The following is a 23,572-nucleotide window of genomic DNA, read 5'->3' as shown; positions in this document are numbered from 1 at the left end:
TTATGATGCTTTAGGCAAACAAATTATTACAACTTCTATACAAAGTAAATCGCTAGCCATCTCTAAATTATCTTTAGGAAGAGACATTCTTAAAATAAAAGAGTAGAAAATCTCTAAACTAAAAAATTGGTTGTTAAGTAATTATAATCAAATATTATCATATTGTAAAATAGTGGTTTATCACTCTAATTATTAGTGAAAACCCTTAAATCTTGCTATATTTGTCATTGCAATATTTTTATTTTCAATCTAATTACAATAATTATGAAAAAACTTTACTTTTTAATGGTAACTTTATTAGTTACTTCTTTGTCATTTGGGCAAGACCTAGTTATTACTGGAATAATAGATGGACCTCTTCCTGGTGGATTTCCTAAAGGACTTGAGTTATACGTTATAAATGATATAGCTGATTTAAGTGTTTATGGGATCGAACGTGCTGGAAATGGAGGTACTTCAACAGGTACACAAACCTATACGTTTCCTGCTGATGCTTATACTGCTGGAGATTTTATTTACATTTCACCTGAAACTCCTTATTTCACCCAATATTTAGGTATTGCACCAACTTATGAACTTACAGGTGGTGAATTAAACAATAATGGTGACGATGTAGTTATCTTATATGGTAATGGATCAGTGATTGATGCTATGGGTGTTGATGGTGTCGATGGCTCAGGAGAAGCTTGGGAATACCTTGATGGTTGGGCTTACAGAATTGATGGTCAAGGACCAAGCGCAGCTTTTGATGAAACAGAATGGAATTATAGTGGAATTAATGCTTTAGATGGTTGTGACCTTGGTGACGATACTGGAACAAATGCTGGTTGTGCTTCTGTATTTCCTATTGGAACTTACTCTCCAACCGTAAATACAAATCCAACAATTACCATTACATCTCCAAATAATGGTCAAGCTCTAGCAGATGGTACAACAAGTGTTGATTTAACAATCAATGTTCAAAACTTTAATATTGGTGCTACAACTGGTGGTTTTGATGGTCATATTCACTGGACTCTTGATAGTGGTAGTGGTCCAGTTGCACAACCAATGAAATTTGATACAGATCCTGAAGCTATTTCAGTAACTGATGGAGGAACTTATACTGTGTATATGGAATTAGTAGACAATATGCATCAACCTATTGCTCCTGCTGTAAATACTACAGTAACTTTTAGTGTACTATTCCCTTGTGATATTCAAATAGGAACAATTACTGAAACTTGTGATGCTATTACGCCTGCTACTGATGACACATACAGTGTAACCATCGATTATACAGGTGGAGCTACTACAACTTACACAATTGATACGGGTGGAATTGGAACATTAGGAGGTGATGATCCAACTAGTGTTGCAGATGGTACAATTACTATCTCAGATATTCCTGAAGGAACAGATTTTTCAGTATCATTTACAGGAGATTCAGCAAACAGTGGCTGTGATTTCTCAAGAAATATTAATAGCCCTAATTGTGACCCTCAATTAGTATTACCTCAATATGAGTCATTTACTTATGCTGATGGTCCTTTAGTAGGAAATAGTGAATGGGCTTCTACAGGTGGAAATGCTGGAGACTTTTTAGTAGCTTCTGGTCAAGCTGTAGTTCAACATGGAGCACCAAGTGAAGATGTTAACTTACCTTTTACTTCTGTAACTGGTGATTTATACTATGCTTTTGACATGACTGTTCCTGCTCTTGCTGCACCAATTGGTGATGGTGGTGGAACCGATTTTGAATACTTTGCACATTTTAAAACTGATGGATTTGGTTTCATAGCTAAACTTGATATTGTTGCTCCAACTGGTGGTGGAGATTACACATTAGGTATTGGTAGTACATCAAGTACAGCAGATGCCACTTGGGCTTCTGATTTATCTTATGACACAACATATCGTGTTACTGTAAGATATAACCAAGACACAAATATTGCTGAACTTTGGGTTGATGCTTCTTCTGAATCTGATACGTCAATATTAGGAGCTGACGAAAGTGACCCTGGATCTACTGTTGCTGCATTTGCTTTTAGACAATCTGATTCTTCTGACAATGAAGGGATTTTAGTTGATAATTTAGCTATTACTCAAACTTTTGCTGAAACGTTATCTAATGATGAGTTTACAATTGCAAATGAGTTTAAAGTATATCCTAATCCAACTACAACTGGATTTGTAAACATTGTAAGTGCAAATAACGAAGCGGTTTCTGTAGCTGTTTATGATGTTTTAGGGAAAGAAGTTATTAATTCGGCTTTAACTAACAATCAATTAAACGTTTCAGGATTAAATTCTGGTGTTTACATTATGAAAATTTCTCAAAATAATGCAAGCGTTACTAAAAAGTTAATCATCAAGTAACAACTCTTGTATTATAACATACTAAAAGCGTTGCCTTAATTGGTAGCGCTTTTGCTTTTTATTTACTTTTGCTTTTATGATAAATCAACAAGATATTTTTTCAATTGCTTCAGAAGAAAGCTTCACTGAAGTCGCCTTGAAGGTCTTTAAGTTTCAGTTTGAAAACAATCCTGTGTATCGTTCATTTTGCGATTTATTATATAAGCATCCTAGTGATATAACATGTGTTGAGGACATTCCCTTTTTACCGATTCAATTTTTTAAAAGTCATCAGGTTTTAAGTTCTACTTCTAACATTCAAACCACTTTTACCAGTAGTGGAACCACAGGAAGCACTACTAGTAAACATCACATTACTAACTTAAATCTTTATAAAGAAAGCTTCAGAAAAGGGTTTCAACAATTTTATGGCAACATAGAAGATTATGTGATTCTTGCACTTTTACCGAGTTATTTAGAACGCCAAGGCTCTTCTTTAGTTTACATGGTGAATGATATGATTACACAATCTAAGCATCCTGAAAGTGGCTTTTATTTAGATAATATTTCAGAATTAAAAGAACAGCTTATTAGTTTAGATTCAAACGGACAAAAAGTATTGCTTATTGGTGTGTCTTTTGCGCTTTTAGATTTGGTTGAAGCGTATAAATTTCAGCTCAAACATACTATAGTTATGGAAACTGGTGGCATGAAAGGAAGACGAAAAGAAATTATTAGAGATGAGCTTCACTCGATTCTAAAAAAAGGATTTGGAGTAGATTCAATTCATAGCGAGTATGGCATGACAGAACTGCTCAGTCAAGCGTATTCTAAAGGCAATGGCATTTTTAAATGCCCAAATTGGATGAAAGTTTTGACTAGAGATCCTGAAGATGCGCTCACACTTCAAAAACGACAAAAAACTGGTGGTATTAATATTATTGACTTAGCAAACCTAAATTCTTGTTCGTTTATTGCTACTCAAGATTTAGGACGAGTTGCTACAAACAATTCTTTTGAAATTATTGGTCGTTTTGATGCTAGCGATGTAAGAGGCTGTAATTTGATGGTTTTGTAAAATTAATTGTAAGGTCTAAAACTAAAGTTCGACTATTCATTGAGAAGCTAAGATTTTTATACACCTTATACTTCTATGAAAAAGAAAGATTAGCTTCTAAATAGTTGGTTGGTTTATGAAAAACGCTTCATATTAATGAAGCGTTTTTCTATTTAATTCTGTTTTTTAAACTAAGACACTTTAATAATATAAGTGTTCTTCTTTCCTTTATTAAGAATAATATACTTGTCATTAATTAAATCGTCTTCAGATAATTGGTAATCTTCCTTTACCTTTTCTTTATTAACTGAAACCGCATTTTCTTTTAGCGCACGACGAGCTTCACTATTTGAGGCTAAGAAATTTGTTTTTGCAGCTAAAGCTCCAATCATATCTGTTTGAGATAATTCTTCTTTAGAAATTTTGGCTTGAGGCACACCTTCAAAAACGTCTAAGAATGTTTTTTCATCTAAGGTCTTAATATCTGTTTTAAAGGTTTTACTAAACAAAATATTAGATGCTTTTTCAGCATTTTCAAAATCAGATTTAGAATGTACCATTGTCGTTATTTCTTCAGCCAAACGTTTCTGTAACATTCTTTGATGTGGTGCTTCTTGATGTGCAGAAACAATAGTTTTTACATCATCTTCTGTTAAGAATGTAAAGATTTTGATATATTTTTCGGCATCTTCATCACTTGAGTTTAACCAATATTGGTAAAACTTATATGGTGAAGTACGATTGGCATCTAACCAAACATTTCCGCCTTCTGATTTTCCAAATTTAGAACCATCACTTTTGGTAATTAACGGACAAGTAATCGCGAAGCCTTTACCTTGTGCAATACGACGTATTAATTCGGTTCCAGTTGTAATATTTCCCCATTGATCACTTCCTCCCATTTGAATGGTACAATTGTTTTCTCGGTACAAATGCAAGAAATCATAGCCTTGAACGAGTTGATATGTAAACTCAGTAAACGACATTCCATCTGTAGATTCTGAAGAAAGTCTGTTCTTTACAGAATCTTTAGCCATCATATAGTTAACAGTAATATGCTTCCCTACATCGCGAATAAATTCAAGAAATGAAAACTCTTTCATCCAATCGTAATTATTCACTAATTCAGCTGAATTTGGCGCATCACTATCAAAATCTAAAAAGTGAGCCAATTGTTTTTTTATTGATTCCTGATTATGACGCAGTGTTTTTTCATCTAATAAATTACGCTCACTAGATTTTCCTGAAGGGTCACCAATCATTCCTGTTGCACCTCCAACCAAAGCAAAAGGTTTGTGTCCACAACGTTGATAATGAGCCAACAACATGATAGGCACAAGGTTTCCTATATGCAATGAATCTGCAGTAGGATCGAACCCAACATACGCAGAACGCATCGCTTCCATTAAATGATCTTCTGCTCCAGGCATTGTATCATGTATCATACCTCTCCATTGTAACTCTTCAACAAAATTCTTTATCATAATAAGTGTTTCTAAATATTGCGCAAAGATAGATGTATACCACAAAAGAAAAAAGACTAATTTTACAAAATGATTTTAGTTACTGGAGGCACAGGATTAGTCGGTTCACACTTATTGTATCAACTTGTTAGCGAAAACAAACAGGTTAAAGCTATATATAGGCGAGCTCATACTCTAGAGCGCATAAAACATGTGTTTTCTTATTACACTAAAAATCATAAAGAACTCTTCAATAAAATTGAATGGATTGAAGCCGATTTAAATAATATTCCAGCTTTAGAATTAGCCTTTAAAGATGTTGCATATGTATATCATTGTGCTGCATTTGTGAGTTTTGAACCCAATAAATATTATCAACTTAGAAATATAAATATTGAAGGTACAGCAAATATTGTCAATCTTTGTATTTCAAATAAGGTCAAAAAACTTTGTTATGTCAGCTCAATAGCTGCCATTGGTAACGAAGCAAATTCTGACCATTTAATTACTGAAAGTACTGAATGGAATCCTGAAGCAGACAATAGTGTATATGCCATTACCAAATATGGTGCAGAAATGGAAGTTTGGCGAGGCACACAAGAAGGTATTCCTGCTGTAATTGTTAATCCAGGAATTATTTTAGGTCCAGGTTATTGGAAAGGTGGTAGTAGTGGAAATTTGTTTAGACTCATTCATAAAGGCTTAACGTATCGCACTTCGGGAACAACTGGATATGTTTCTGTTTGGGATGTTTGTGATATTATGAATAAGTTAATGCACAGTGACATTATAAATGAACGCTACATTTTGATTTCTGAAAATTTATCATTTAATGAATTTCAAAAAAAAGTAGCTAAAGCCTTAAATGTAAAGCCACCAAAAAAGGAAGCTGGTCGACTTATGTTAGAAATTGCTTGGCGTTTAGACTGGTTAGTAAGTAAGTTGTTTGGTAAACGCAGAAAGCTTTCAAAGCAATTGGCTAAATCGATTAGAACTAAAACCGTTTATGACAACTCAAAAATTAAAGATGCTTTACAAATAGAATTTAATAGTATTGATAGTGCTATAGATCAAGTTTCAAAATATTATTTAAACGATAATACTAAACTTTAGTTTTGTTTAGCTTTTATCGGTTTTTTGACTTTCTTTTTCGGCTTTAAAGTATCTATAGCTCTTTTTATGGAGTCTCTTTGTTTCTTTTTTTCAGCTTCCTCTTTATCAATCTCTTTTTGATATTTTTCTTTTTGTGTTTTTATCCTTGTTTCAACCTTATCAATAATATCTTCATACTCATTAATATTGAAAGCATAATATTCGTTACTGTTTACAAATTGAAGGCTATCTATATTATGTTTCTTATATATATAGACATCTGGAGTGACATTATTATTTTCTAATTTACGCTTATTAGTTACTTTAGCAGCATTAAACACATAAACATCAAAGAGAATATCTACCATTTTCTCTTTGGCTATGAGATTATCAGGTTTTTTAGGTTTCTCGATTTTATTACAAGCAACACAAAACCCAAAGATGATTATTATAAGATATATTCGTTTTATCATCTGTTAAAAGTTAATCGTTTTCCAGCTTTAACATCGAGAACTTTAAAATTATTGTAAGCAAGAGTTCCGTTTACAAATGTATGTGTAATTCTAGATTTAAAAGTTGTGCCTTCAAAAGGCGACCAACCGCATTTATATAATATATTATCCTTATTAACAGTCCAAGGACTATTGATGTCAACAATCACTAAATCGGCAAAGTAGCCAGGTTTGATATAACCTCGTTTTTCAACCTCAAAAAGAATAGAAGGGTTATGACACATTTTTTCAGCAATTTTCTCTAACGAAATTTTCCCTTTATGGTACATTTCTATCATAGCAACAAGTGCATGCTGAACCAATGGTCCTCCAGAAGGTGCTTTAGTGTACACATTATCTTTTTCTTCTAACGTATGAGGTGCATGATCTGTTGCAATCACATCAATTCTGTCATCTAAAAGCGCTTCCAAAAGTTGGTCTCTATCTTTTGCTGTTTTGACGGCTGGATTCCATTTAATATGAGTTCCTTTTTTATCGTAATCTTCGTCACTAAACCACAAATGATGAATACAGACTTCGGCTGTAATTTTTTTATCTTTTAAAGGAATTTTATTTGAAAACAGATTGGTTTCTTTTCCAGTTGATAAATGAAACACATGCAATCGTGCTCCCGTTTTTTTGGCAAGTTCTATAGCTTTTGAAGACGATAAATAACAAGCTTCTTCACTTCTAATAATAGGATGTTTACTTATTGGAATATCCTCACCATATTGATCTATATGCTCCTGAAGGTTTTTTCTAATAGTACCTTCATCTTCACAATGCACAGAAATTACCATATTGGTACTACTGAAGATTTTTTCTAATACTTTTGGGTTGTCAACCAACATATTTCCTGTAGAAGAACCCAAAAATAATTTTAAACCTGCAACAGCTGTTGAATCTACTTTTAAAATTTCATCTAAATTATCATTGGTACCACCAAACATAAACGAATAATTGGCATGAGAAGTTTTTGAAGCAATATCAAACTTTTTCTCTAACGCTTCTACAGTTGTTGTTTGCGGATTGGTATTTGGCATTTCAACAAACGACGTGATACCTCCTGCAATAGCAGCTCTAGATTCAGTTTCTATAGTTGCTTTGTGTGTTAAACCTGGTTCTCTAAAATGAACTTGATCATCAATTACTCCAGGAAATACATAATTGCCTTCAACATCGATTACAACAACATCTGCAGACTTAGCACTTATGGAGCTTGATACTTCTTTAATACAATCATTTTCAATTAAAATGTCACCTTCAACAATTGTACCTTCGTTAACAATTTTGGCATTTTTAATTAATGTAGTTTGCGGTTTCATGTATGGTAATGTGATCTTCTATTTATTAAATATACTTTTCAATTTCATATTGATAACTCCAAAAATAGCTTCAGAAATAATACTACCACTCATTTTTGATTTTCCTTTGGTTCTATCTGTAAAAATAACGGGAACTTCAACAATTTTAAATTCTTTCAAATAGGCTTTAAATTTCATTTCAATTTGAAACGCATAACCTACAAATTTAATGTCGTCTAAATTAATAGTTTCTAAAACCTTCCGATGATAACATACATAACCTGCTGTAGTATCATGAATTTTCATTTGAGTTACTAATCTCACATACTTTGACGCAAAGTAAGAGAGTAGCAAACGTTTCATGTCCCAATTTACAACATTAACATTGTTATTAATGTAACGAGAACCTATAGACATATCTGCTCCTCTATTGGCACAAGCATTATATAAACGAATAAGGTCATTTGGATTATGAGAAAAATCGGCATCCATTTCAAAAATATAATCATAGTGCCTTTTTAAACACCATTTAAAACCAGCGATATATGCTGAACCTAAACCTGTTTTTTCTGCTCGAGGTAACAAAAAAAGTTGGTCTTTAAATTCCTCTTGTAGTGCTTTAACTTTTAATCCTGTTAAATCTGGAGAATTATCGTCAACTACCAAGATGTCAAAAGCCTTGTCTTTAGAAAACACAGCTCTAATGATAGCTTCAATATTTTCTATCTCATTATACGTTGGAATAATGACAATGGCATCTCTCATTAAATTACAATTGACTGGACTTTTTAATCAACTATCACAAAAGTAAGTTTTTAAACGGTTTTTTAAACAGTAAAAATCATAAACAATGTTAATCTTAATAAATCTCTAAAAAGTAATGAAATGCAAAGTAATCCCACATCAAAATTTCTTTATAATTTTACCACATGCTCAGAGAAGTCATTTCTAACGATTGGTTTACCGTTTTTCTAGTTTTAGGATTATCCTTTATTGTGTTATGTAAATTTTTGTTTGCATCTCGATTTAACGATTTTGTTACTGTAATTGGCAATTCTAAATATTTAAAAATCTATGCTAGAGATCAAAAATTTATTGATGGCTTTGATGCCTTATTGTTTCTCAATTTAATCATTTCGGTATCAATCTTCTTATATCTTGCCTACACATCGTTGGTAAATCCGTCTGAATTTGATTTAACTCAGTTTTTTAAACTAATTTTTGGAATAGGCGTACTTTTTTTAATCAAAGTCTTGTTAGAACGATTAATAGGAAGCATTTTCGAAATAGATTCATTAATAGATTCTTATTTATTTCAAAAAACGACTTATAAAAACTATACAGGGTTTATCTTATTACCCATTAACTGTTTATTGATTTATACAATATCTCCAACAAAACATGTAATATATGCATGCTTTATTTTGATTGTTTTAATTAATCTTCTTGGTTTTATAAGCACTTTTAAAAATCATCAAAAGTTATTATTAAACAATTTATTCTATTTTATTTTGTATCTTTGCGCTCTTGAAATTGGACCCTATCTAATTTTATTTAAGTTAATTAAAGATTTCAACGCTTAAAATACTTTAATGAATATGACGAAAGTAAAAACAATTTTAGTATCTCAACCAGAGCCTAAAATAGAGAATTCTCCTTACTTTGATCTTCAAGAAAAGCAAAAAGTAAAAATAGATTTCAGACCATTTATTCATGTTGAAGGAGTAGAAGCTAAAGACATAAGACAACAAAAAGTTGATCTTTCAAACTATACAGCTATAATACTTACTAGTAGAAACTCTGTTGACCATTTTTTTAGAGTTGCTGAAGAAATGCGATTTAAGGTTCCTGATTCTATGAAATATTTCTGTCAATCTGAAGCTGTTGCATACTACTTGCAAAAGTATGTGGTTTATAGAAAACGTAAAATTTATGTTGGTAAACGTACATTTGCAGATTTATCGCCATTAATAAAAAAGTATAAAGACGAAAGCTTCTTATTGCCTACAACAGACAAACTAAAACCTGAAGTTCCTAGAATTTTAGACGATTTAGGTGTAAAGTGGAAACAAGCTACATTTTACAAAACGGTTATTAGTGACTTATCAGATTTGGCTAATGTGTATTATGACATTTTAGTATTCTTTAGTCCATCAGGTATCGAATCTTTATTTCATAACTTCCCTGAGTTTAAGCAAAATAACACACGTATAGCTGTGTTTGGAAATACAACTATTAAAGCTGTTGAATCTCATGGCTTACGCGTTGATATTGCTGCTCCAACGCCTGAAACACCATCAATGACAATGGCTCTTGAAAAATACATAGAAAAGACTAACAAAGGGAAATAAAACTTCTTTTTAGAATTAAATAAAAAAGCGATTTCAAATTCAAATCGCTTTTTTATGTTTACTATATTTCCATTTTATTTTAATGGTCCACCATTCATAATCTCATCGTTAGCATATTCCTCAAACTTCTTAAAGTTCTCTCTAAACGTTTGCGACAATTTATGTGCAGTTTCATAATATCCTTCATCATTATTCCAAGTTGCTCTCGGACTTAACACTTCGTCTGGAACATTAGGACAAGTTTTTGGTTGTTGAACTCCAAACACTGAATGAATATGATAATTACCTTTGTTAGCTTCCTCTAAACTACCATTCATTGCTGCGGTAATCATCGCTCTTGTATACTTCAATTTCATTCTTGAACCAACACCATAAGGACCACCAGTCCATCCAGTATTTACTAACCACACATTCACTCCAGCTTCTTGCATTTTCTTACTTAGCATTTCAGCGTATGCTGTTGGATGTAATGGCATAAATGGTTCTCCAAAACATGCAGAAAATGAAGGTACAGGCTCTGTAATTCCTGCTTCTGTTCCTGCTACTTTTGCAGTGTAACCTGAAATAAAGTGGTAAGCTGCTTGTCCTGGAGTTAATTTTGATATTGGAGGCAATACACCAAACGCATCACAGGTTAAGAAAAATATGTTTTTCGGGTTTCCAGCAAATGAAGGCTGTTGTATATTATCAATATGGTAAATAGGATAGCTTACACGTGTGTTTTGAGTAATAGTGCTATCCATAAAGTCTACTTCACCATTATCTTTGAAAATAACATTTTCTAAAATAGCACCTGGTTTAATCGCTCTGTAAATGTCTGGTTCTTTTTCTTCAGTAAGATCAATTACTTTAGCGTAACATCCACCTTCAAAATTGAAGATACTATTTTCAGCAGTCCATCCATGCTCATCATCTCCAATAAGCTTACGATTAGGATCTGCAGACAATGTTGTTTTTCCTGTTCCAGATAATCCGAAGAAAATAGCTGTATCACCATCTTTACCTACATTAGCAGAACAGTGCATTGGCAATACATTCTTATCTACAGGTAAAATCATGTTTAAAGCAGAAAAAATACCTTTCTTAATTTCTCCTGTATAAGCAGAACCTCCAACTAAAGCTATCTTTTTTGTGAAGTTTAAAATAGAGAAATTACCTTGTCTTAATCCGTACTTTTCAGGCTCAGAGCATTCATATCCTGGAGCACAAAGTACCAACCATTCCTCTTCAAAATTTTCAAGCTCTTCTGCACTAGGTCTTAAGAACATATTGTAGACAAACATATTAGACCATGGATATTCTGTAACGGTTCTAACATTCATCTTATATTTAGGATCAGCACAAACATAGCCATCTCTAACAAAAATTTCCTTTCCGCTAAGATAATTTTCAATTTCAGATTGTAAATAATCGAAATTATCAGGTGAAATTGGTTTATTAGTTTTTCCCCACCATACCCTATCTGCAGTATAATCGTCTTTTACTAAAAAGCGATCTTGAGGTGAACGACCTGTATACTTACCTGTGTTAATCGCAAGTGTTCCATTATTCGTTTCTTTCCCCATGCCTTTTTCAATAGCAATTTCTTGCAGTTTTTCTGGAGGCATTTGATAGTGTACAGTCGCGTTCTTAATGTTGTAATTATCTAACGCAATCGTTTTCGTTGTTTGTGTATGGTTTACCATAATTTGTTTATGTTGTTTAGACTGCAAAATTAAACAATATTTTAAAGTAGCCCCTTTTATTTATGAATTATCAGCATTCATTTTTAAAAAGTTTATCAACAATACAAGCCAAGCCAATATTAAAAACAATCCTCCTATTGGAGTTATAAATCCAATAGTTTTGAAATCAAATGCAGTTAAGACGTTTGTCGCCAGTCCATATATAGAACCCGAAAAGAAAACTATTCCAATACAAACTAAGTAAAAAATGATACGTTTCACTTTGTGGTTTATGCCTTTAATGTTTCCTACCATAAGAAGAAAAAACGCATGATACATTTGATATCGCACACCTGTTTCAAAAGTTTGTTGAGATGCTATTGAAATTAGAGGTTTCAAACCATGAGCAGCAAAAGCTCCTAATATAATTGCCAACATTCCTATAAATGTTGCAGTAATAAAAATAATCTTATTCATATAATTGAAAAATTGGTTTTAATAACCCTTAGTATTTAGTAAATTCGTATTTAAATTTCTTTGAAGCTTATTAAAGATATTAAATAGGAACTTTTTCTTTTTCGCTTCAAAGAATTTCACATAACAAAATTACTCAACAAAAATCATTATGCGAAAAATTTTAGTCATTGGTGCAGGAAAATCTGCATCATTCCTTATAAAATATTTATTAGAAAAATCTTCTGAAGAAAACCTTCACATTATTGTTGGAGATATCGACATACAAAATGCTAAAAAACTTATAAATGGTCATGAAAATGGTCAGGCTATTAATTTGGATATCTTCAGTAATCATTCTAGGCAAGAGGCTATCGAAAATGCCGATATCGTCGTTTCTATGCTTCCTGCACGTTATCATATTGAAGTAGCCAAAGATTGTATCACCTTCGGAAAACATATGGTTACCGCATCATATGTAAGCAAGGAAATGGAAGAGCTAGATAAAGCTGCTAAAAACAAAGGCCTCGTTTTTATGAATGAAATCGGTGTCGATCCTGGAATTGACCACATGAGTGCTATGAAAGTGATTGATGAGATACGAGCTAAAGGTGGAAAAATGATTTTATTTGAATCGTTTACTGGTGGACTTGTTGCTCCTGAAAGTGATAACAACTTATGGAATTATAAATTTACTTGGAACCCAAGAAATGTAGTTTTGGCTGGACAAGGAAGTGCAGCAAAATTCTTACAAGAAGGCACTTACAAATACATTCCTTATAATCGCTTATTTAGACGTACCGAATTTTTAGAAATTGACGGTTATGGTCGTTTTGAAGCTTATGCCAACAGAGATTCTTTAAAATATCAAAGTGCCTATGGTATGGAAGATATTAAAACCTTATATCGTGGCACCATGCGTCGTGTTGGTTTTAGTCGTGCTTGGAATATTTTTGTTCAACTCGGAATGACATCAGACGATTATACAATTGAGGACAGTGAAAACATGAGCTATCGTGATTTTATAAATGCCTTTTTACCTTATAGTCATACCGATTCTGTAGAATTAAAATTTAGGCATGCATTAAAAATTGATCAGGATGATATCGTTTGGGATAAACTTGAAGAACTGGACATTTTTAACGACACAAAAAAAGTAGAGCTTAAAAATGCTACTCCAGCTCAAATCCTTCAAAAGATTTTAATGGATAGCTGGACTTTGCAAGATGACGACAAAGATATGATTGTGATGTATCATAAATTTGGTTACAAACTAAATGATAAAATGCATCAAATCGATTCTACAATGGTTGCCATTGGAGATGACAGAACCTACACAGCAATGTCAAAAACCGTAGGCTTACCCGTTGCCATGGCGACTCTAGCTATTTTAAATGAAAAAATAACAACACCTGGAGTTCAAATTCCAATTTACAAAGAAGTATATGAGCCTATTTTAAATGAACTGGAAGGCTTCGGAATTAAATTTTCTGAAAAGGAAGTGCCATATTTAGGATATAATCCTTTAAACATCTAACCTTATTTCTTAGCAAACACAATGAAAACTGTAAACCAAAAGATACAAATTGATGGTATTGATAAAAAAATACTACGAGCCTTAATGGCAGATGCTAGAACTCCTATTTTAGAAATAGCACGTCAAGTTGGAATTTCGGGAGCAGCTATTCATCAACGTTTACGAAAACTTGAAAAATCAAAATTAATTTCAGGTTCCAAATTTGTGATTAATCCAAAAGTTTTAGGCTATACCACTATGGCTTTTATTGGTGTGTTTTTAGATAAAGCAGTAAGTAATCCTGAAGCTGTAAAGCAATTAAAGAAAATTCCTGAAGTTTTAGAATGTCATTACACTACTGGAAATTGGAGTATTTTTATTAAAGTTTTATGTAAAGACAATGAACATTTGATGCAAGTTCTTAATCACGATATACAATCGATTACAGGTGTTTCTAGAACGGAAACGTTTATTTCATTAAATCAACAGATCGATCGGCAAATTAAGATATAAAAAAAAGCATCCAATCATGGATGCTTTTTTTGTTAAGAATAATTACTGTTAATCTCTTCCACCAAACACCTGAAGTGCCCAATACAACAAAGATGCTAATGCTCCAATAGCAGCAACTAAATACGTTCTAGCTGCCCATTTTAAAGCATCTTCAGAACCTTTATATTCTTCTGGAGTAACGACATTTTTATTTTTTAACCACGCTAAAGCTCTGTTACTTGCATCATACTCAACAGGCAAAGTGATAAAACTGAACAAGGTCGCAAATCCCATAAATACCAAACCAGCAACTGCAACCCAATAGCCTAAACCAACTCCTGCAGCAGCACCTAAAACCAAGCCACCAATAACAAGCCATTGTGACATTCCAGATGTGACACTTACAATTGGCACTAATGCCGAACGCATTCCTAAAGCGCTATATGCCTGAGCATGTTGCACAGCGTGACCAACTTCGTGAGCTGCAACTGCAGCAGCAGCTGCATTTCTCTGACTGTAAACAGCTTCGCTTAAATTAACTGTTTTATTTTTCGGATTGTAATGATCTGTTAATTGGCCACGTACAGAAATCACCTCAACGTCAGAAATACCATGATCTGCCAACATTTTCTCTGCAATCTCCTTTCCGCTCATTCCATTTCTAAGTTGCGCCTTTGAGTATTTGGCAAACTTTCGTTTTAATTGATTACTTACTAACCAGCTTACCAAAGCAATAGCTCCAATAAGTACGTAGTATCCCATCATTCCATTCATAATATTTAAAATTAAATTAGTTAGCATAAAGATAACAAAAAGTGCGCCAACTTAAGTCTAGGAAATTTTGTCAGTTTATTCTCAATAGCTCTGAAAATTTTGTCAAAGCACAATTCGCTCGAACTGACGCTAATGACTCAATTACATAAACCCTTTCTATTTGAAAAACTTAATCTCTTGTCACTTCGAGTGGTTTTCGAAGTATGAGAAAATTGTATCGAGAAGTCAACTCTTATCAAAACTAAAGGTCAATAGTTCTACTAATCGAAATACAACTCGCCAAGACAAATCACAGAAACTATTCAATAGCTAAAGTCACTTCAGCAACCTTTTCTAATTCAAAAATGATAAGCAATTGTTCAGGTTTCTCATCAAAAAAACTTGGAGGTGTTCCTAGTTTATACACAAACGCATCTTTGTCTTTCGATAGGATTGTATTGGGTTTCCCTAACATAAGTACAACCTCATCTTTAGTTTTATCGATTAGTAGTTGTGACTCAATGATATCATCAACCATTTGGTAACGCTCTAAAGGTTCAGCTTGCCAGCTATCTGCATCAAAGCGTTTTTCAAACAACCAAATTAAAGACATGCTTACAATCAAAGCCATTAAAAGAAATAAGCCAATTTTTTTGATTCTTTTAAGCTTTGAGACTTGCATGTGTTATCCTACTATATTCACAATTTTTCCTGGAACTACAATCACTTTTTTAGGTGTACGACCATCGAGTTGTGCAATGGTTTTTTCATGAGCCATCACTGTTTTTTCAATGTCCTCTTTGCTCATGTCTAATGGCAATTCTAAAGTAAAACGCATTTTACCATTAAACGAAATCGGGTATTTTTTACTGCTTTCTACCAAATGTTTTTCTTCAAACACTGGAAAAGCAGCTGTTGAAATTGATTCAGAATTTCCTAATTGTTCCCAAAGTTCTTCAGCAATATGAGGTGCATAAGGCGATATTAAAATCAATAATGGTTCAAGTATGGCTTTACTTGTACATTTTTGAGCAGTTAATTCGTTAACAGCAATCATAAAGGTAGATACCGAAGTGTTGAACGAGAAATTCTCAATATCCTCTTCTACTTTTTTAATCGTTTTATGAAGTGTTTTTAAGTTATCTTTTGAAGGCTCAGCATCATTAACTTTTAAGCCATTATCATCAATATAGAGTTTCCACAATTTTTTTAAGAAACCATGCACACCTGTGATTCCAGCAGTATTCCAAGGTTTTGCTTGTTCTAAAGGTCCCAAAAACATTTCGTATAATCTCAGACTGTCCGCTCCATATTGTTCGCAAATATGGTCTGGATTAACAACGTTGTATTTAGACTTAGACATTTTTTCGACATCTCTTTCAACCACAACAATATCATCTATAAATTTAGCATGTTTGAACTCTGGTCTCCAATTTCTGAACTTAGAAATATCTAACTCGTCAGAAGAATTTACAAAGTTCACATCTACATGTATTTTAGTAAATGTCGGTGTGTTTGTTCCAGACACATCCTGTATTCGTTTTAATACTTCTTCGTGTTTTTCAGAATCATGAAAATCGTCCACTGTTGTTTTAGACAAAAACACATCTTGTCTTTCATTAACTCTATAAACAAACGCACTAGTCCCTAAAATCATGCCTTGGTTAATGAGTTTTTTAAAGGGTTCGTCCACACCAACAAAACCTCTATCGTTTAAAAACTTTACCCAAAAACGTGAATACAATAAATGTCCTGTAGCATGTTCGCTTCCTCCAATATATAAATCGACATTTTCCCAATACTTCAACGCATCTTCACTAGCAAAGGCTTCACCTCTATTGGCTGCTTCTTCCATATACCTAAACATATACCAAGAGCTTCCTGCCCAACCTGGCATGGTGTTGAGTTCTAGAGGATACACACCATTATCATTGTGAGATTCCGAATCAAGTTCGGAATGACATTCGTTTTCGTCATGCTGAACTTGTTTCAGCATCTCATTAGAAACAACTTTATTAGTCTTAGTACACCACGCCCAAACCTCAGCACGACCTAAAGGCGGTTCGCCTTCTTCGGTTGGTAAATACTTTTCCACTTCTGGTAAAACGATTGGTAAATACTTAGCATCTATCATTTTCGGCTTACCATTCACATAATATACTGGAAATGGTTCGCCCCAATATCGTTGTCTGCTAAATACTGCATCACGTAATCTATAGTTTGTTTTTCCTTCGCCTTGACCTAATTGCTCTAATTCATAAATGGCACGTTTGGTCGCTTTTTTATAATTCATTCCGTTAAGGAAATCACTATTTGCAATTTTCACATTGTCTTTAGATGCAAAGGCTTCTTCAGAAATATCGACACCTTCAAAAATGTTAGGAATCTCAATATTAAAATGCTTAGCAAAATCGTAATCACGTTGGTCACCACAAGGCACAGACATCACAGCTCCTGTTCCGTAGCCAGCTAATACGTAATCACCAATCCAAATTGGAATTGGTTTTTTAGTAAAAGGATGCTCTGCATAAGCTCCAGTAAACACACCAGAAATGGTTTTCACATCTGCCATACGATCACGTTCGCTACGTTTAGCAGTGGCTTCAATATAAGCTTCAACCTCAGCTTTTTGTTCTGAAGTTGTGATTTGAGATACCAATTCGTGTTCTGGAGCTAAGGTCATAAACGACACTCCGAAAATGGTATCAGGTCTGGTGGTGAAGACTTCGATTGCATTAGATTCTTCGCTGCGCTCTGAATAACAATTCGCATTTGGAATGACATTGAAGGTTACACTTGCACCAACCGATCTACCAATCCAGTTGCGTTGACTTTCCTTTAGTGAGTCGGTCCAATCTATGGTTTCTAAACCTTGAAGTAAACGTTCAGCATAAGCCGAAATTCGCATGCTCCATTGTGTCATTTTTTTTCTAATCACAGGATGACCACCACGTTCTGATACACCATTGACGATTTCGTCATTTGCTAAAACGGTTCCGAGAGCAGGACACCAATTCACTTCTGTTTCAGCTAAATACGTCAATCTGTATTGTAATAAAATATTTTGTTGTTCTTCCGAAGAAAAATGCTTCCAATCTTCAGCAGTAAACGTTTCAACATCGTCATCGCAAGCTGCATTAATTTTTGAATTTCCTTCGATTTCAAACACCGAAATTAATTCAGAAATTGGTCTTGCCTTATCTTCATCATTACAATAATACGATTCAAACAACTGAATGAAAATCCATTGTGTCCATTTGTAATACTCAGGATTACTGGTACGTACTTCTCTACTCCAATCGAAAGAAAATCCGATTTGGTCTAATTGTCGACGATAGGTTTTGATATTCGTTTCGGTCGTGATTGCTGGATGCTGACCTGTTTGAATGGCATACTGTTCCGCAGGCAAACCAAAACTATCATAACCTTGTGGATGCAACACGTTAAAGCCTTTATGACGTTTGTAGCGTGCGTAAATATCACTTGCAATATAACCTAAAGGATGACCAACATGTAATCCTGCTCCACTCGGATAAGGAAACATGTCTAACACATAGTATTTAGGTTTCTCACTCGTGTTTGATGCTTTAAACGTTTGATGCTCTGACCAATAATTTTGCCACTTTTTTTCTATGTCGTTGAAGTTGTATTTCATAATCTATACTTAAAATGCTTGTCATTGCGAAGCAAATAAAATTTGCTGTGGCAATCTTATATTCAAATAAATAACCAAAAGATTACCACGTCACTTCGTTCCTCGTAATGACATATTTAAGGTCGCAAATTTAAAGGTATTACAACACAATTAAAAGTTTAAGCGTTGTAAACATTATACAAAGCGAATAGTTTTATATTTTTACGCCATACAATGTTCTAACTTATGAGTTCATCTTTTGACAGATATCAAAAACGAAAATTAATAACCTCTTACTTTTCTGTAGTGATTAGTATTGCTTTGGTTTTATTTTTACTAGGCTGTTTAGGCTTATTAGTCTTAAATGCTAAAAAAGTAGCCGATCATTTTAGAGAGCAGGTTGTGGTAACGATTTACCTCAACGATTCAGCTAAGGAAGTTGAAGTCGATCAACTGCAGAACACCTTAGCAATGGCAGATTACACCAAAGCCACTGAATATGTTTCTAAAGAGCAAGCTGCTGAATTGATGAAAGCCGAAACAGGTGAAGATTTTATGGATTTTGTGGGTTATAATCCGTTACAGAATTCGATTGATGTGTATTTGAAGGCAGATTATGTGACTAATGAAACTTTAGATGGAATTACTGAAGAACTCGCAAATAAAAAATTTATTGAGGATATCACTTACGATAACGATTTGGTAGAACTGATGAACAATAATGTTAAAAAAATCACTTTTTGGGTGTTATTGCTTAGCGCTATTTTTACAGTTATTGCTGTGCTTTTAATTAACAGCTCTATTCGGTTGGCAGTGTATTCTAAACGTTTTATTATTAAAACCATGCAAATGGTTGGTGCAACTAAGACTTTTATTAGACGTCCTTTTGTTTTTAAAAGTGTGCAATTAGGCATTATTGGTGCTATAGTAGCACTTATAGGCATGGGAATTGTATTGCATTATTTAAACCAATTCTTCCCAGAGTTAGAATTACTTCAAAACCCAATTTTGGTTGTCTCGTTGTTTGTTGGTGTTTTCTTATTGGGCATACTAATTACCTGGATAAGTACTTTTATTGCCACACAACGTTTTTTAAATTTGAAAACGGATCAGTTATATTATTAGCTGTTAGCTGTTAGTAAATAATAAAGCAATTAACTCAACGTTATTAAATCATCTACTAACTAAAACTACATAAGTCATGAAAAGGCTATTTGTTATTTTCTTATTTGCTGCCATTTTCACATTGACATCTTGTATTATTAATAACCCAAAACCTGAAGATTGTGTTATTAAAACTGTAAAAATCATTAAAATTACCGAAGGTGGTGTAAATGATATTGTCTTTCATGATGATGGTACAGATTTCTACTACATAAATCGTGGATTAGAAAAAGGACTAAATTTAGATACTCTTAACGCAAAAGTTTTAAATAAAACTGTTACTTTGCATCTAGCTAAAGTTTTAGGAGGAATTACCTCTGAGCATATTTCGCAAATAACTTTAGACGACGATATTATTTATACGGAGTTTTCTTTTGTTACTTCTAAAGGAAACTAAACTAAAATTATGGGAGAACAAAAACGTAAAGAAACTGCTAAAAACGAATTCATTTTCGGAAAGAAAAACTATAAGTTTATGCTTATTGGCTTAGGATTTATAGCGCTTGGCTTTATTTTAATGTCTGGTGGAGGAAGTGATGATCCTAATGTTTTTGATCCTTCAATTTTTAGTTGGAGACGTATTAGATTGGCTCCTGCTTTAGTCTTAATTGGTTTCGGAATTCAGGTGTATGCCATTCTTCTAAATCCTAATAAAGATTCAAAATCTTAATTATAAATTTCACTACATTTTCGTATTTGGTATTTCTATTTTGATATTTTTGCCTCATGGATATCATCGACTCAATTATATTAGGAATAATTCAAGGACTAACAGAATTTCTACCTGTATCTTCTAGTGGTCATTTAGAATTAGGTAAAGCCATTCTTGGTGATGAATCTATTCCAAAAGAAAGCTTATTATTTACAGTAGTGTTACACTTTGCAACTGCTTTAAGTACCATTGTTGTATTTAGAAAAGATATATGGTCTATTTTAAAAGGCATTCTTAAATTTCAGTGGAATGACGATCTTAAATTTGCATCAAAAATTGTAGTATCTATGTTGCCTGCTGCTATTATTGGCTATACTTACGAAAGTGAATTAGCTGAATTGTTTGGTGGCAACATCAAGCTTGTTGGTTTTATGCTCATTCTTACTGCTTTATTGTTATATCTAGCAGATAAAGCCAAAGATACTTCAAAAAACATTTCGTTTAAAAATGCAGTAGTTATTGGGTTTGCTCAAGCTATTGCTATGCTACCAGGTATTTCACGTTCTGGTGCTACCATTTCTACTTCAGTTTTGCTCGGAAATGATAAAACTAAAGCGGCTCGTTTTTCATTTTTAATGGTGGTTCCGTTAATCTTCGGAAAAATCGCCAAAGATATTATTGGTGGAGAATTGACCTATGATAGCGGAAACTTTATGTCTTTAAGCATCGGATTTATTGCTGCCTTTGTTTCAGGTTTATTTGCCTGCACTTGGATGATTAGCTTGGTTAAGAAAAGTAAACTCATTTATTTTTCTATTTACTGTGTTATTGTTGGTTTAATAGCAATTTATATCGCTTCAAAATAATAGTATGCGTACAGCTGAAGATTATCTTTCCGGACAAGTTTTACTTATCGATAAGCCCTTAACATGGACGTCCTTTCAGGCAGTAAACAAATTGCGTTGGGAAATTAGACAAGCCTTCAACATTAAAAAAATAAAGGTTGGTCATGCAGGAACACTAGATCCTTTGGCTACTGGTTTGTTGATTATTTGTACTGGTAAAATGACCAAACAAATCAATACATTTCAAGGTCAGGATAAAGAATATACTGGCACTTTTGTTATAGGAAGCACAACTCCTTCCTACGATTTAGAAACTGAAATTAATGAGACGTTTCCAACAGAACATATTTCTAAAGCTTTAATTCGCGAAACTACTCAACAGTTTATAGGAAACATCGAGCAATTCCCACCTGTATTTTCAGCCATTAAAAAAGACGGAAAACGCTTATACGAATTTGCGAGAGCTGGTAAAGAAGTAGACATAAAATCACGAACGGTTCGTATTTCAGAATTTGAAATCACCAACATTGAAGGCAACAACATCAACTTTAGAGTGGTTTGTAGTAAAGGTACTTATATTAGATCGTTGGCTCATGATTTTGGAAAAGCACTAAACTCTGGTGCTCATCTTTCGGTTTTACGACGTACAAAAATTGGTGATTTTCATGTAGATAATGCCATGTCTCCTGAAGATTTTATTGCTGAGTTAGCTTCAGAATAATTTGAAAGCTACCTCAGTCGCTTGCTTCACAATGTAGTACTCTTAATCAAAATATATTTTGAGTCGAAGCATCTCTTTGAGTTTTCAGATATTGAAATGAGTTTAATCTAAATCATCGCTATTAACGTATATCTTATACAACCTAAAACTAAACATTGACCTATTTGAAACTCTTAGACCAACATAAGGCCTTACTCATTACACTTTTGATTTCTGGAACTCTAGTGCTTGCTATGTTTAGTTTTCATATTTCAAAAAACACTCAATTTATTTCTGAAAGCTACTACGAAATCGAGCCGCAAACCATTGAAGAATTAAAAGCTTTGGAACAGCAACTCAAAGCTGAAGAAGCTTCAAAAGCTTCAACCAATGAAGCTTATAATGAAGATGAAGAATTTAAAGAAATGATGAAGAATTTTAAATCGATGGCTTCTAACGATTTTGAAAAAACCACTCAAGAGCAAGAGAATATTTCTGAAGAAGTTTCAGAAACACTTGATGATGTAATAACTTCCACTTCAAATTACAACAGTTCTAAAAGTTATGCTATAAATGAAAAAGAGCGTGAATCATTTAATAAAGCGAAAGCTGTTTTAGCTACTCAAGCTAATAAGAAAACAGATAACACTAGAGCAAACCGAAACAGTACTGTTTCATTCTCTTTAAAAAACAGAACCAAAGTTAAATTGCCTCCTCCTGTATATTTGTGTGAAACTACAGGAAAAATTGTGGTTAATATTACAGTAGACAGCAACGGTTTGGTTACTGATACTTATATCAATTCGTCCTCGTCGTCTAGCAACCAGTGTTTGATAGATCATGCTTTGGAATATGCCCAAAACGCTATTTTTTCGGAAGATGCAAACACTAAAAGTCAGCTTGGTTCTATTACCTATTATTTTAAAGGAAAGAATTAAACATCAAGCATTGCTAAGATGTCATCAACAATATTCTGCCCTTTATTTTTGTTGTACCAAACCTGTAAGTCTTCTTTAAATTCTGGTGTTAAAGATCCATGTTTTGTTTTATAATCAATAACCATTTGCGTAGCTTCACTAGGTCTTGGCCCAAATGTATTGAGAACTTCGCCAGTTGCATTATCAATCATAATCAACTTCGCAATTGCTCGTCCACCATTAGTTAAAAACTGATCCATTAGTTCAGGATTTTCATCTCTAAACACTAATTTAAAATCGATGTTTTCAGATTGTTCGGCAATTTTATTAAGTACAGGAACTACATGAGCAGCATCACCACACCAACTTTCGGTGATTACTAACCAAGTCACATTGCCTTTAAAATTAGAAATGCGCTCTTTTAGGTCTTCAGAAAGTTTAATCGTTTTGTCCCAACGCTTCATTCGTCTATCATTAAGCATTGTATAATTAACTAAGGCTTCCGTTTTGTCATTTCCAGAAGTTGATTCCTTTTCCACTAAATCACGAACAAGATTTCGATAATCTTTGTATGAAATTCCTTTTTTTAAACTGTCGTTTATAATGTGTTGTATTGTTGTTGTTTCCAAAGTTGCCATAATATTTTTGATGCAATTTAATGTAATCCTTAAAAAATAAAACTGACTT

Annotated in this window: 23 protein-coding genes; 13 read left to right on the top strand and 10 right to left on the bottom strand. The window is 33.3% G+C overall.

From position 1 onward, the window contains the following. Window positions 1-264 precede the first annotated feature (264 nt). The gene (locus ACP15M_RS08190; protein WP_425076706.1) at window positions 265-2,358 is read left to right on the top strand and encodes a T9SS type A sorting domain-containing protein; all 2,094 of its coding nucleotides are present in this window, start codon (window positions 265-267) and stop codon (window positions 2,356-2,358) included. A gap of 76 nt (window positions 2,359-2,434) precedes the next feature. After that, entirely contained in the window at window positions 2,435-3,415 is a 981-nt protein-coding gene (locus ACP15M_RS08185) for an acyl transferase (RefSeq protein WP_425076705.1), read from the top strand. A gap of 170 nt (window positions 3,416-3,585) precedes the next feature. Here ACP15M_RS08185 and tyrS read toward each other — a convergent pair whose 3' ends face one another. Next, entirely contained in the window at window positions 3,586-4,878 is a 1,293-nt protein-coding gene (tyrS, locus tag ACP15M_RS08180; RefSeq protein WP_425076704.1) for a tyrosine--tRNA ligase, read from the bottom strand. A 69-nt stretch (window positions 4,879-4,947) separates the two neighbouring features. On the opposite strand from tyrS, the gene ACP15M_RS08175 reads away from it, so the two are divergent. Next, window positions 4,948-5,970 carry an NAD-dependent epimerase/dehydratase family protein gene (locus ACP15M_RS08175; protein WP_425076703.1) on the top strand — a complete coding sequence of 341 codons (1,023 nt, stop codon included), beginning with the start codon at window positions 4,948-4,950 and terminating at the stop codon, window positions 5,968-5,970. Here the strand turns inward: ACP15M_RS08175 and ACP15M_RS08170 are convergent. Genes ACP15M_RS08170 through ACP15M_RS08160 form a run of 3 tightly spaced genes read right to left on the bottom strand, consistent with a single transcriptional unit; the run spans window position 5,967 to window position 8,509 of the window. Then, window positions 5,967-6,422: a DUF4296 domain-containing protein gene (locus tag ACP15M_RS08170; protein ID WP_425076702.1), complete on the bottom strand. Its 456-nt coding sequence runs from the start codon at window positions 6,420-6,422 to the stop codon at window positions 5,967-5,969. The two genes, ACP15M_RS08175 and ACP15M_RS08170, sit on opposite strands and share 4 nt — an antisense overlap. Next, entirely contained in the window at window positions 6,419-7,765 is a 1,347-nt protein-coding gene (locus tag ACP15M_RS08165) for a dihydroorotase (RefSeq protein ID WP_425076701.1), read from the bottom strand. The genes ACP15M_RS08170 and ACP15M_RS08165 overlap by 4 nt, the downstream gene beginning before the upstream one ends. Before the next feature lie 18 nt (window positions 7,766-7,783). Next, window positions 7,784-8,509, bottom strand: coding sequence for a polyprenol monophosphomannose synthase (locus tag ACP15M_RS08160; protein ID WP_425076700.1), 726 nt, complete (start codon window positions 8,507-8,509; stop codon window positions 7,784-7,786). 164 nt (window positions 8,510-8,673) lie between these two features. On the opposite strand from ACP15M_RS08160, the gene ACP15M_RS08155 reads away from it, so the two are divergent. Next, complete coding sequence (locus tag ACP15M_RS08155) at window positions 8,674-9,327, top strand: DUF4271 domain-containing protein (protein WP_425076699.1); 654 nt, start codon at window positions 8,674-8,676, stop codon at window positions 9,325-9,327. 15 nt (window positions 9,328-9,342) lie between these two features. Then, the gene (locus tag ACP15M_RS08150) at window positions 9,343-10,095 is read left to right on the top strand and encodes a uroporphyrinogen-III synthase (RefSeq protein ID WP_425076698.1); all 753 of its coding nucleotides are present in this window, start codon (window positions 9,343-9,345) and stop codon (window positions 10,093-10,095) included. A gap of 74 nt (window positions 10,096-10,169) precedes the next feature. On the opposite strand, the gene pckA is transcribed toward ACP15M_RS08150, so the two are convergent. Both pckA and ACP15M_RS08140 read right to left on the bottom strand, forming a co-directional pair. Then, a complete protein-coding gene (pckA, locus tag ACP15M_RS08145; protein WP_425076697.1) occupies window positions 10,170-11,780 on the bottom strand; it encodes a phosphoenolpyruvate carboxykinase (ATP) in 1,611 nt (536 codons plus the stop codon). Window positions 11,781-11,840: 60 nt separating this feature from the next. Next, the gene (locus tag ACP15M_RS08140) at window positions 11,841-12,236 is read right to left on the bottom strand and encodes a DUF423 domain-containing protein (RefSeq protein WP_425076696.1); all 396 of its coding nucleotides are present in this window, start codon (window positions 12,234-12,236) and stop codon (window positions 11,841-11,843) included. Between the two features lie 148 nt (window positions 12,237-12,384). Here ACP15M_RS08140 and ACP15M_RS08135 point away from each other — a divergent pair, with 148 nt between their 5' ends. Together ACP15M_RS08135 and ACP15M_RS08130 are read left to right on the top strand one after the other, a co-directional pair. Continuing rightward, window positions 12,385-13,749, top strand: a complete 1,365-nt coding sequence (locus ACP15M_RS08135) for a saccharopine dehydrogenase family protein (RefSeq protein ID WP_425076695.1) — start codon at window positions 12,385-12,387, stop codon at window positions 13,747-13,749. 21 nt (window positions 13,750-13,770) lie between these two features. Next, window positions 13,771-14,241 carry an Lrp/AsnC ligand binding domain-containing protein gene (locus tag ACP15M_RS08130; RefSeq protein WP_425076694.1) on the top strand — a complete coding sequence of 157 codons (471 nt, stop codon included), beginning with the start codon at window positions 13,771-13,773 and terminating at the stop codon, window positions 14,239-14,241. A gap of 48 nt (window positions 14,242-14,289) precedes the next feature. Here the strand turns inward: ACP15M_RS08130 and ACP15M_RS08125 are convergent, their stop codons facing one another. The 3 genes from ACP15M_RS08125 to ACP15M_RS08115 form a co-directional block, all read right to left on the bottom strand. After that, complete coding sequence (locus ACP15M_RS08125; RefSeq protein ID WP_425076693.1) at window positions 14,290-14,985, bottom strand: zinc metallopeptidase; 696 nt, start codon at window positions 14,983-14,985, stop codon at window positions 14,290-14,292. Between the two features lie 307 nt (window positions 14,986-15,292). Further along, window positions 15,293-15,655 carry a hypothetical protein gene (locus tag ACP15M_RS08120; protein WP_425076692.1) on the bottom strand — a complete coding sequence of 121 codons (363 nt, stop codon included), beginning with the start codon at window positions 15,653-15,655 and terminating at the stop codon, window positions 15,293-15,295. Window positions 15,656-15,658: 3 nt separating this feature from the next. Continuing rightward, window positions 15,659-18,628: a leucine--tRNA ligase gene (locus tag ACP15M_RS08115; protein ID WP_425076691.1), complete on the bottom strand. Its 2,970-nt coding sequence runs from the start codon at window positions 18,626-18,628 to the stop codon at window positions 15,659-15,661. Between the two features lie 225 nt (window positions 18,629-18,853). Here ACP15M_RS08115 and ACP15M_RS08110 point away from each other — a divergent pair, with 225 nt between their 5' ends. The 6 genes from ACP15M_RS08110 to ACP15M_RS08085 all read left to right on the top strand — a co-directional run bounded on the left by ACP15M_RS08110 (window position 18,854) and on the right by ACP15M_RS08085 (window position 22,906). Then, complete coding sequence (locus ACP15M_RS08110) at window positions 18,854-19,732, top strand: cell division protein FtsX (RefSeq protein ID WP_425076690.1); 879 nt, start codon at window positions 18,854-18,856, stop codon at window positions 19,730-19,732. 76 nt (window positions 19,733-19,808) lie between these two features. Then, a complete protein-coding gene (locus ACP15M_RS08105; RefSeq protein WP_425076689.1) occupies window positions 19,809-20,168 on the top strand; it encodes a hypothetical protein in 360 nt (119 codons plus the stop codon). 9 nt (window positions 20,169-20,177) lie between these two features. Beyond that, window positions 20,178-20,441: a DUF3098 domain-containing protein gene (locus ACP15M_RS08100; RefSeq protein ID WP_425076688.1), complete on the top strand. Its 264-nt coding sequence runs from the start codon at window positions 20,178-20,180 to the stop codon at window positions 20,439-20,441. 56 nt (window positions 20,442-20,497) lie between these two features. After that, the gene (locus ACP15M_RS08095; protein ID WP_425076687.1) at window positions 20,498-21,289 is read left to right on the top strand and encodes an undecaprenyl-diphosphate phosphatase; all 792 of its coding nucleotides are present in this window, start codon (window positions 20,498-20,500) and stop codon (window positions 21,287-21,289) included. A 4-nt stretch (window positions 21,290-21,293) separates the two neighbouring features. Beyond that, window positions 21,294-21,989: a tRNA pseudouridine(55) synthase TruB gene (gene truB, locus ACP15M_RS08090; RefSeq protein ID WP_425076686.1), complete on the top strand. Its 696-nt coding sequence runs from the start codon at window positions 21,294-21,296 to the stop codon at window positions 21,987-21,989. 164 nt (window positions 21,990-22,153) lie between these two features. After that, window positions 22,154-22,906 (top strand): hypothetical protein, encoded by a 753-nt coding sequence (locus tag ACP15M_RS08085; protein ID WP_425076685.1) that lies wholly within the window; start codon window positions 22,154-22,156, stop codon window positions 22,904-22,906. Here the strand turns inward: ACP15M_RS08085 and ACP15M_RS08080 are convergent. Then, entirely contained in the window at window positions 22,903-23,523 is a 621-nt protein-coding gene (locus ACP15M_RS08080) for a thioredoxin family protein (RefSeq protein WP_425076684.1), read from the bottom strand. The genes ACP15M_RS08085 and ACP15M_RS08080 overlap by 4 nt on opposite strands. Window positions 23,524-23,572: the final 49 nt, after the last annotated feature.

This window comes from Psychroserpens sp. S379A, assembly GCF_049800755.1.
Lineage (GTDB): Bacteria > Bacteroidota > Bacteroidia > Flavobacteriales > Flavobacteriaceae > Psychroserpens.
This window is presented reverse-complemented; position numbering and strand designations above follow the sequence as displayed.

Coding starts and splice junctions, on each gene's coding strand:
- ACP15M_RS08190 (WP_425076706.1), top strand. CDS start 265: ATGAAAAAACTTTACTTTTTAATGGTAACTTTATTAGTTACTTCTTTG.
- ACP15M_RS08185 (WP_425076705.1), top strand. CDS start 2,435: ATGATAAATCAACAAGATATTTTTTCAATTGCTTCAGAAGAAAGCTTC.
- tyrS (WP_425076704.1), bottom strand. CDS start 4,878: ATGATAAAGAATTTTGTTGAAGAGTTACAATGGAGAGGTATGATACAT.
- ACP15M_RS08175 (WP_425076703.1), top strand. CDS start 4,948: ATGATTTTAGTTACTGGAGGCACAGGATTAGTCGGTTCACACTTATTG.
- ACP15M_RS08170 (WP_425076702.1), bottom strand. CDS start 6,422: ATGATAAAACGAATATATCTTATAATAATCATCTTTGGGTTTTGTGTT.
- ACP15M_RS08165 (WP_425076701.1), bottom strand. CDS start 7,765: ATGAAACCGCAAACTACATTAATTAAAAATGCCAAAATTGTTAACGAA.
- ACP15M_RS08160 (WP_425076700.1), bottom strand. CDS start 8,509: ATGAGAGATGCCATTGTCATTATTCCAACGTATAATGAGATAGAAAAT.
- ACP15M_RS08155 (WP_425076699.1), top strand. CDS start 8,674: ATGCTCAGAGAAGTCATTTCTAACGATTGGTTTACCGTTTTTCTAGTT.
- ACP15M_RS08150 (WP_425076698.1), top strand. CDS start 9,343: ATGACGAAAGTAAAAACAATTTTAGTATCTCAACCAGAGCCTAAAATA.
- pckA (WP_425076697.1), bottom strand. CDS start 11,780: ATGGTAAACCATACACAAACAACGAAAACGATTGCGTTAGATAATTAC.
- ACP15M_RS08140 (WP_425076696.1), bottom strand. CDS start 12,236: ATGAATAAGATTATTTTTATTACTGCAACATTTATAGGAATGTTGGCA.
- ACP15M_RS08135 (WP_425076695.1), top strand. CDS start 12,385: ATGCGAAAAATTTTAGTCATTGGTGCAGGAAAATCTGCATCATTCCTT.
- ACP15M_RS08130 (WP_425076694.1), top strand. CDS start 13,771: ATGAAAACTGTAAACCAAAAGATACAAATTGATGGTATTGATAAAAAA.
- ACP15M_RS08125 (WP_425076693.1), bottom strand. CDS start 14,985: ATGATGGGATACTACGTACTTATTGGAGCTATTGCTTTGGTAAGCTGG.
- ACP15M_RS08120 (WP_425076692.1), bottom strand. CDS start 15,655: ATGCAAGTCTCAAAGCTTAAAAGAATCAAAAAAATTGGCTTATTTCTT.
- ACP15M_RS08115 (WP_425076691.1), bottom strand. CDS start 18,628: ATGAAATACAACTTCAACGACATAGAAAAAAAGTGGCAAAATTATTGG.
- ACP15M_RS08110 (WP_425076690.1), top strand. CDS start 18,854: ATGAGTTCATCTTTTGACAGATATCAAAAACGAAAATTAATAACCTCT.
- ACP15M_RS08105 (WP_425076689.1), top strand. CDS start 19,809: ATGAAAAGGCTATTTGTTATTTTCTTATTTGCTGCCATTTTCACATTG.
- ACP15M_RS08100 (WP_425076688.1), top strand. CDS start 20,178: ATGGGAGAACAAAAACGTAAAGAAACTGCTAAAAACGAATTCATTTTC.
- ACP15M_RS08095 (WP_425076687.1), top strand. CDS start 20,498: ATGGATATCATCGACTCAATTATATTAGGAATAATTCAAGGACTAACA.
- truB (WP_425076686.1), top strand. CDS start 21,294: ATGCGTACAGCTGAAGATTATCTTTCCGGACAAGTTTTACTTATCGAT.
- ACP15M_RS08080 (WP_425076684.1), bottom strand. CDS start 23,523: ATGGCAACTTTGGAAACAACAACAATACAACACATTATAAACGACAGT.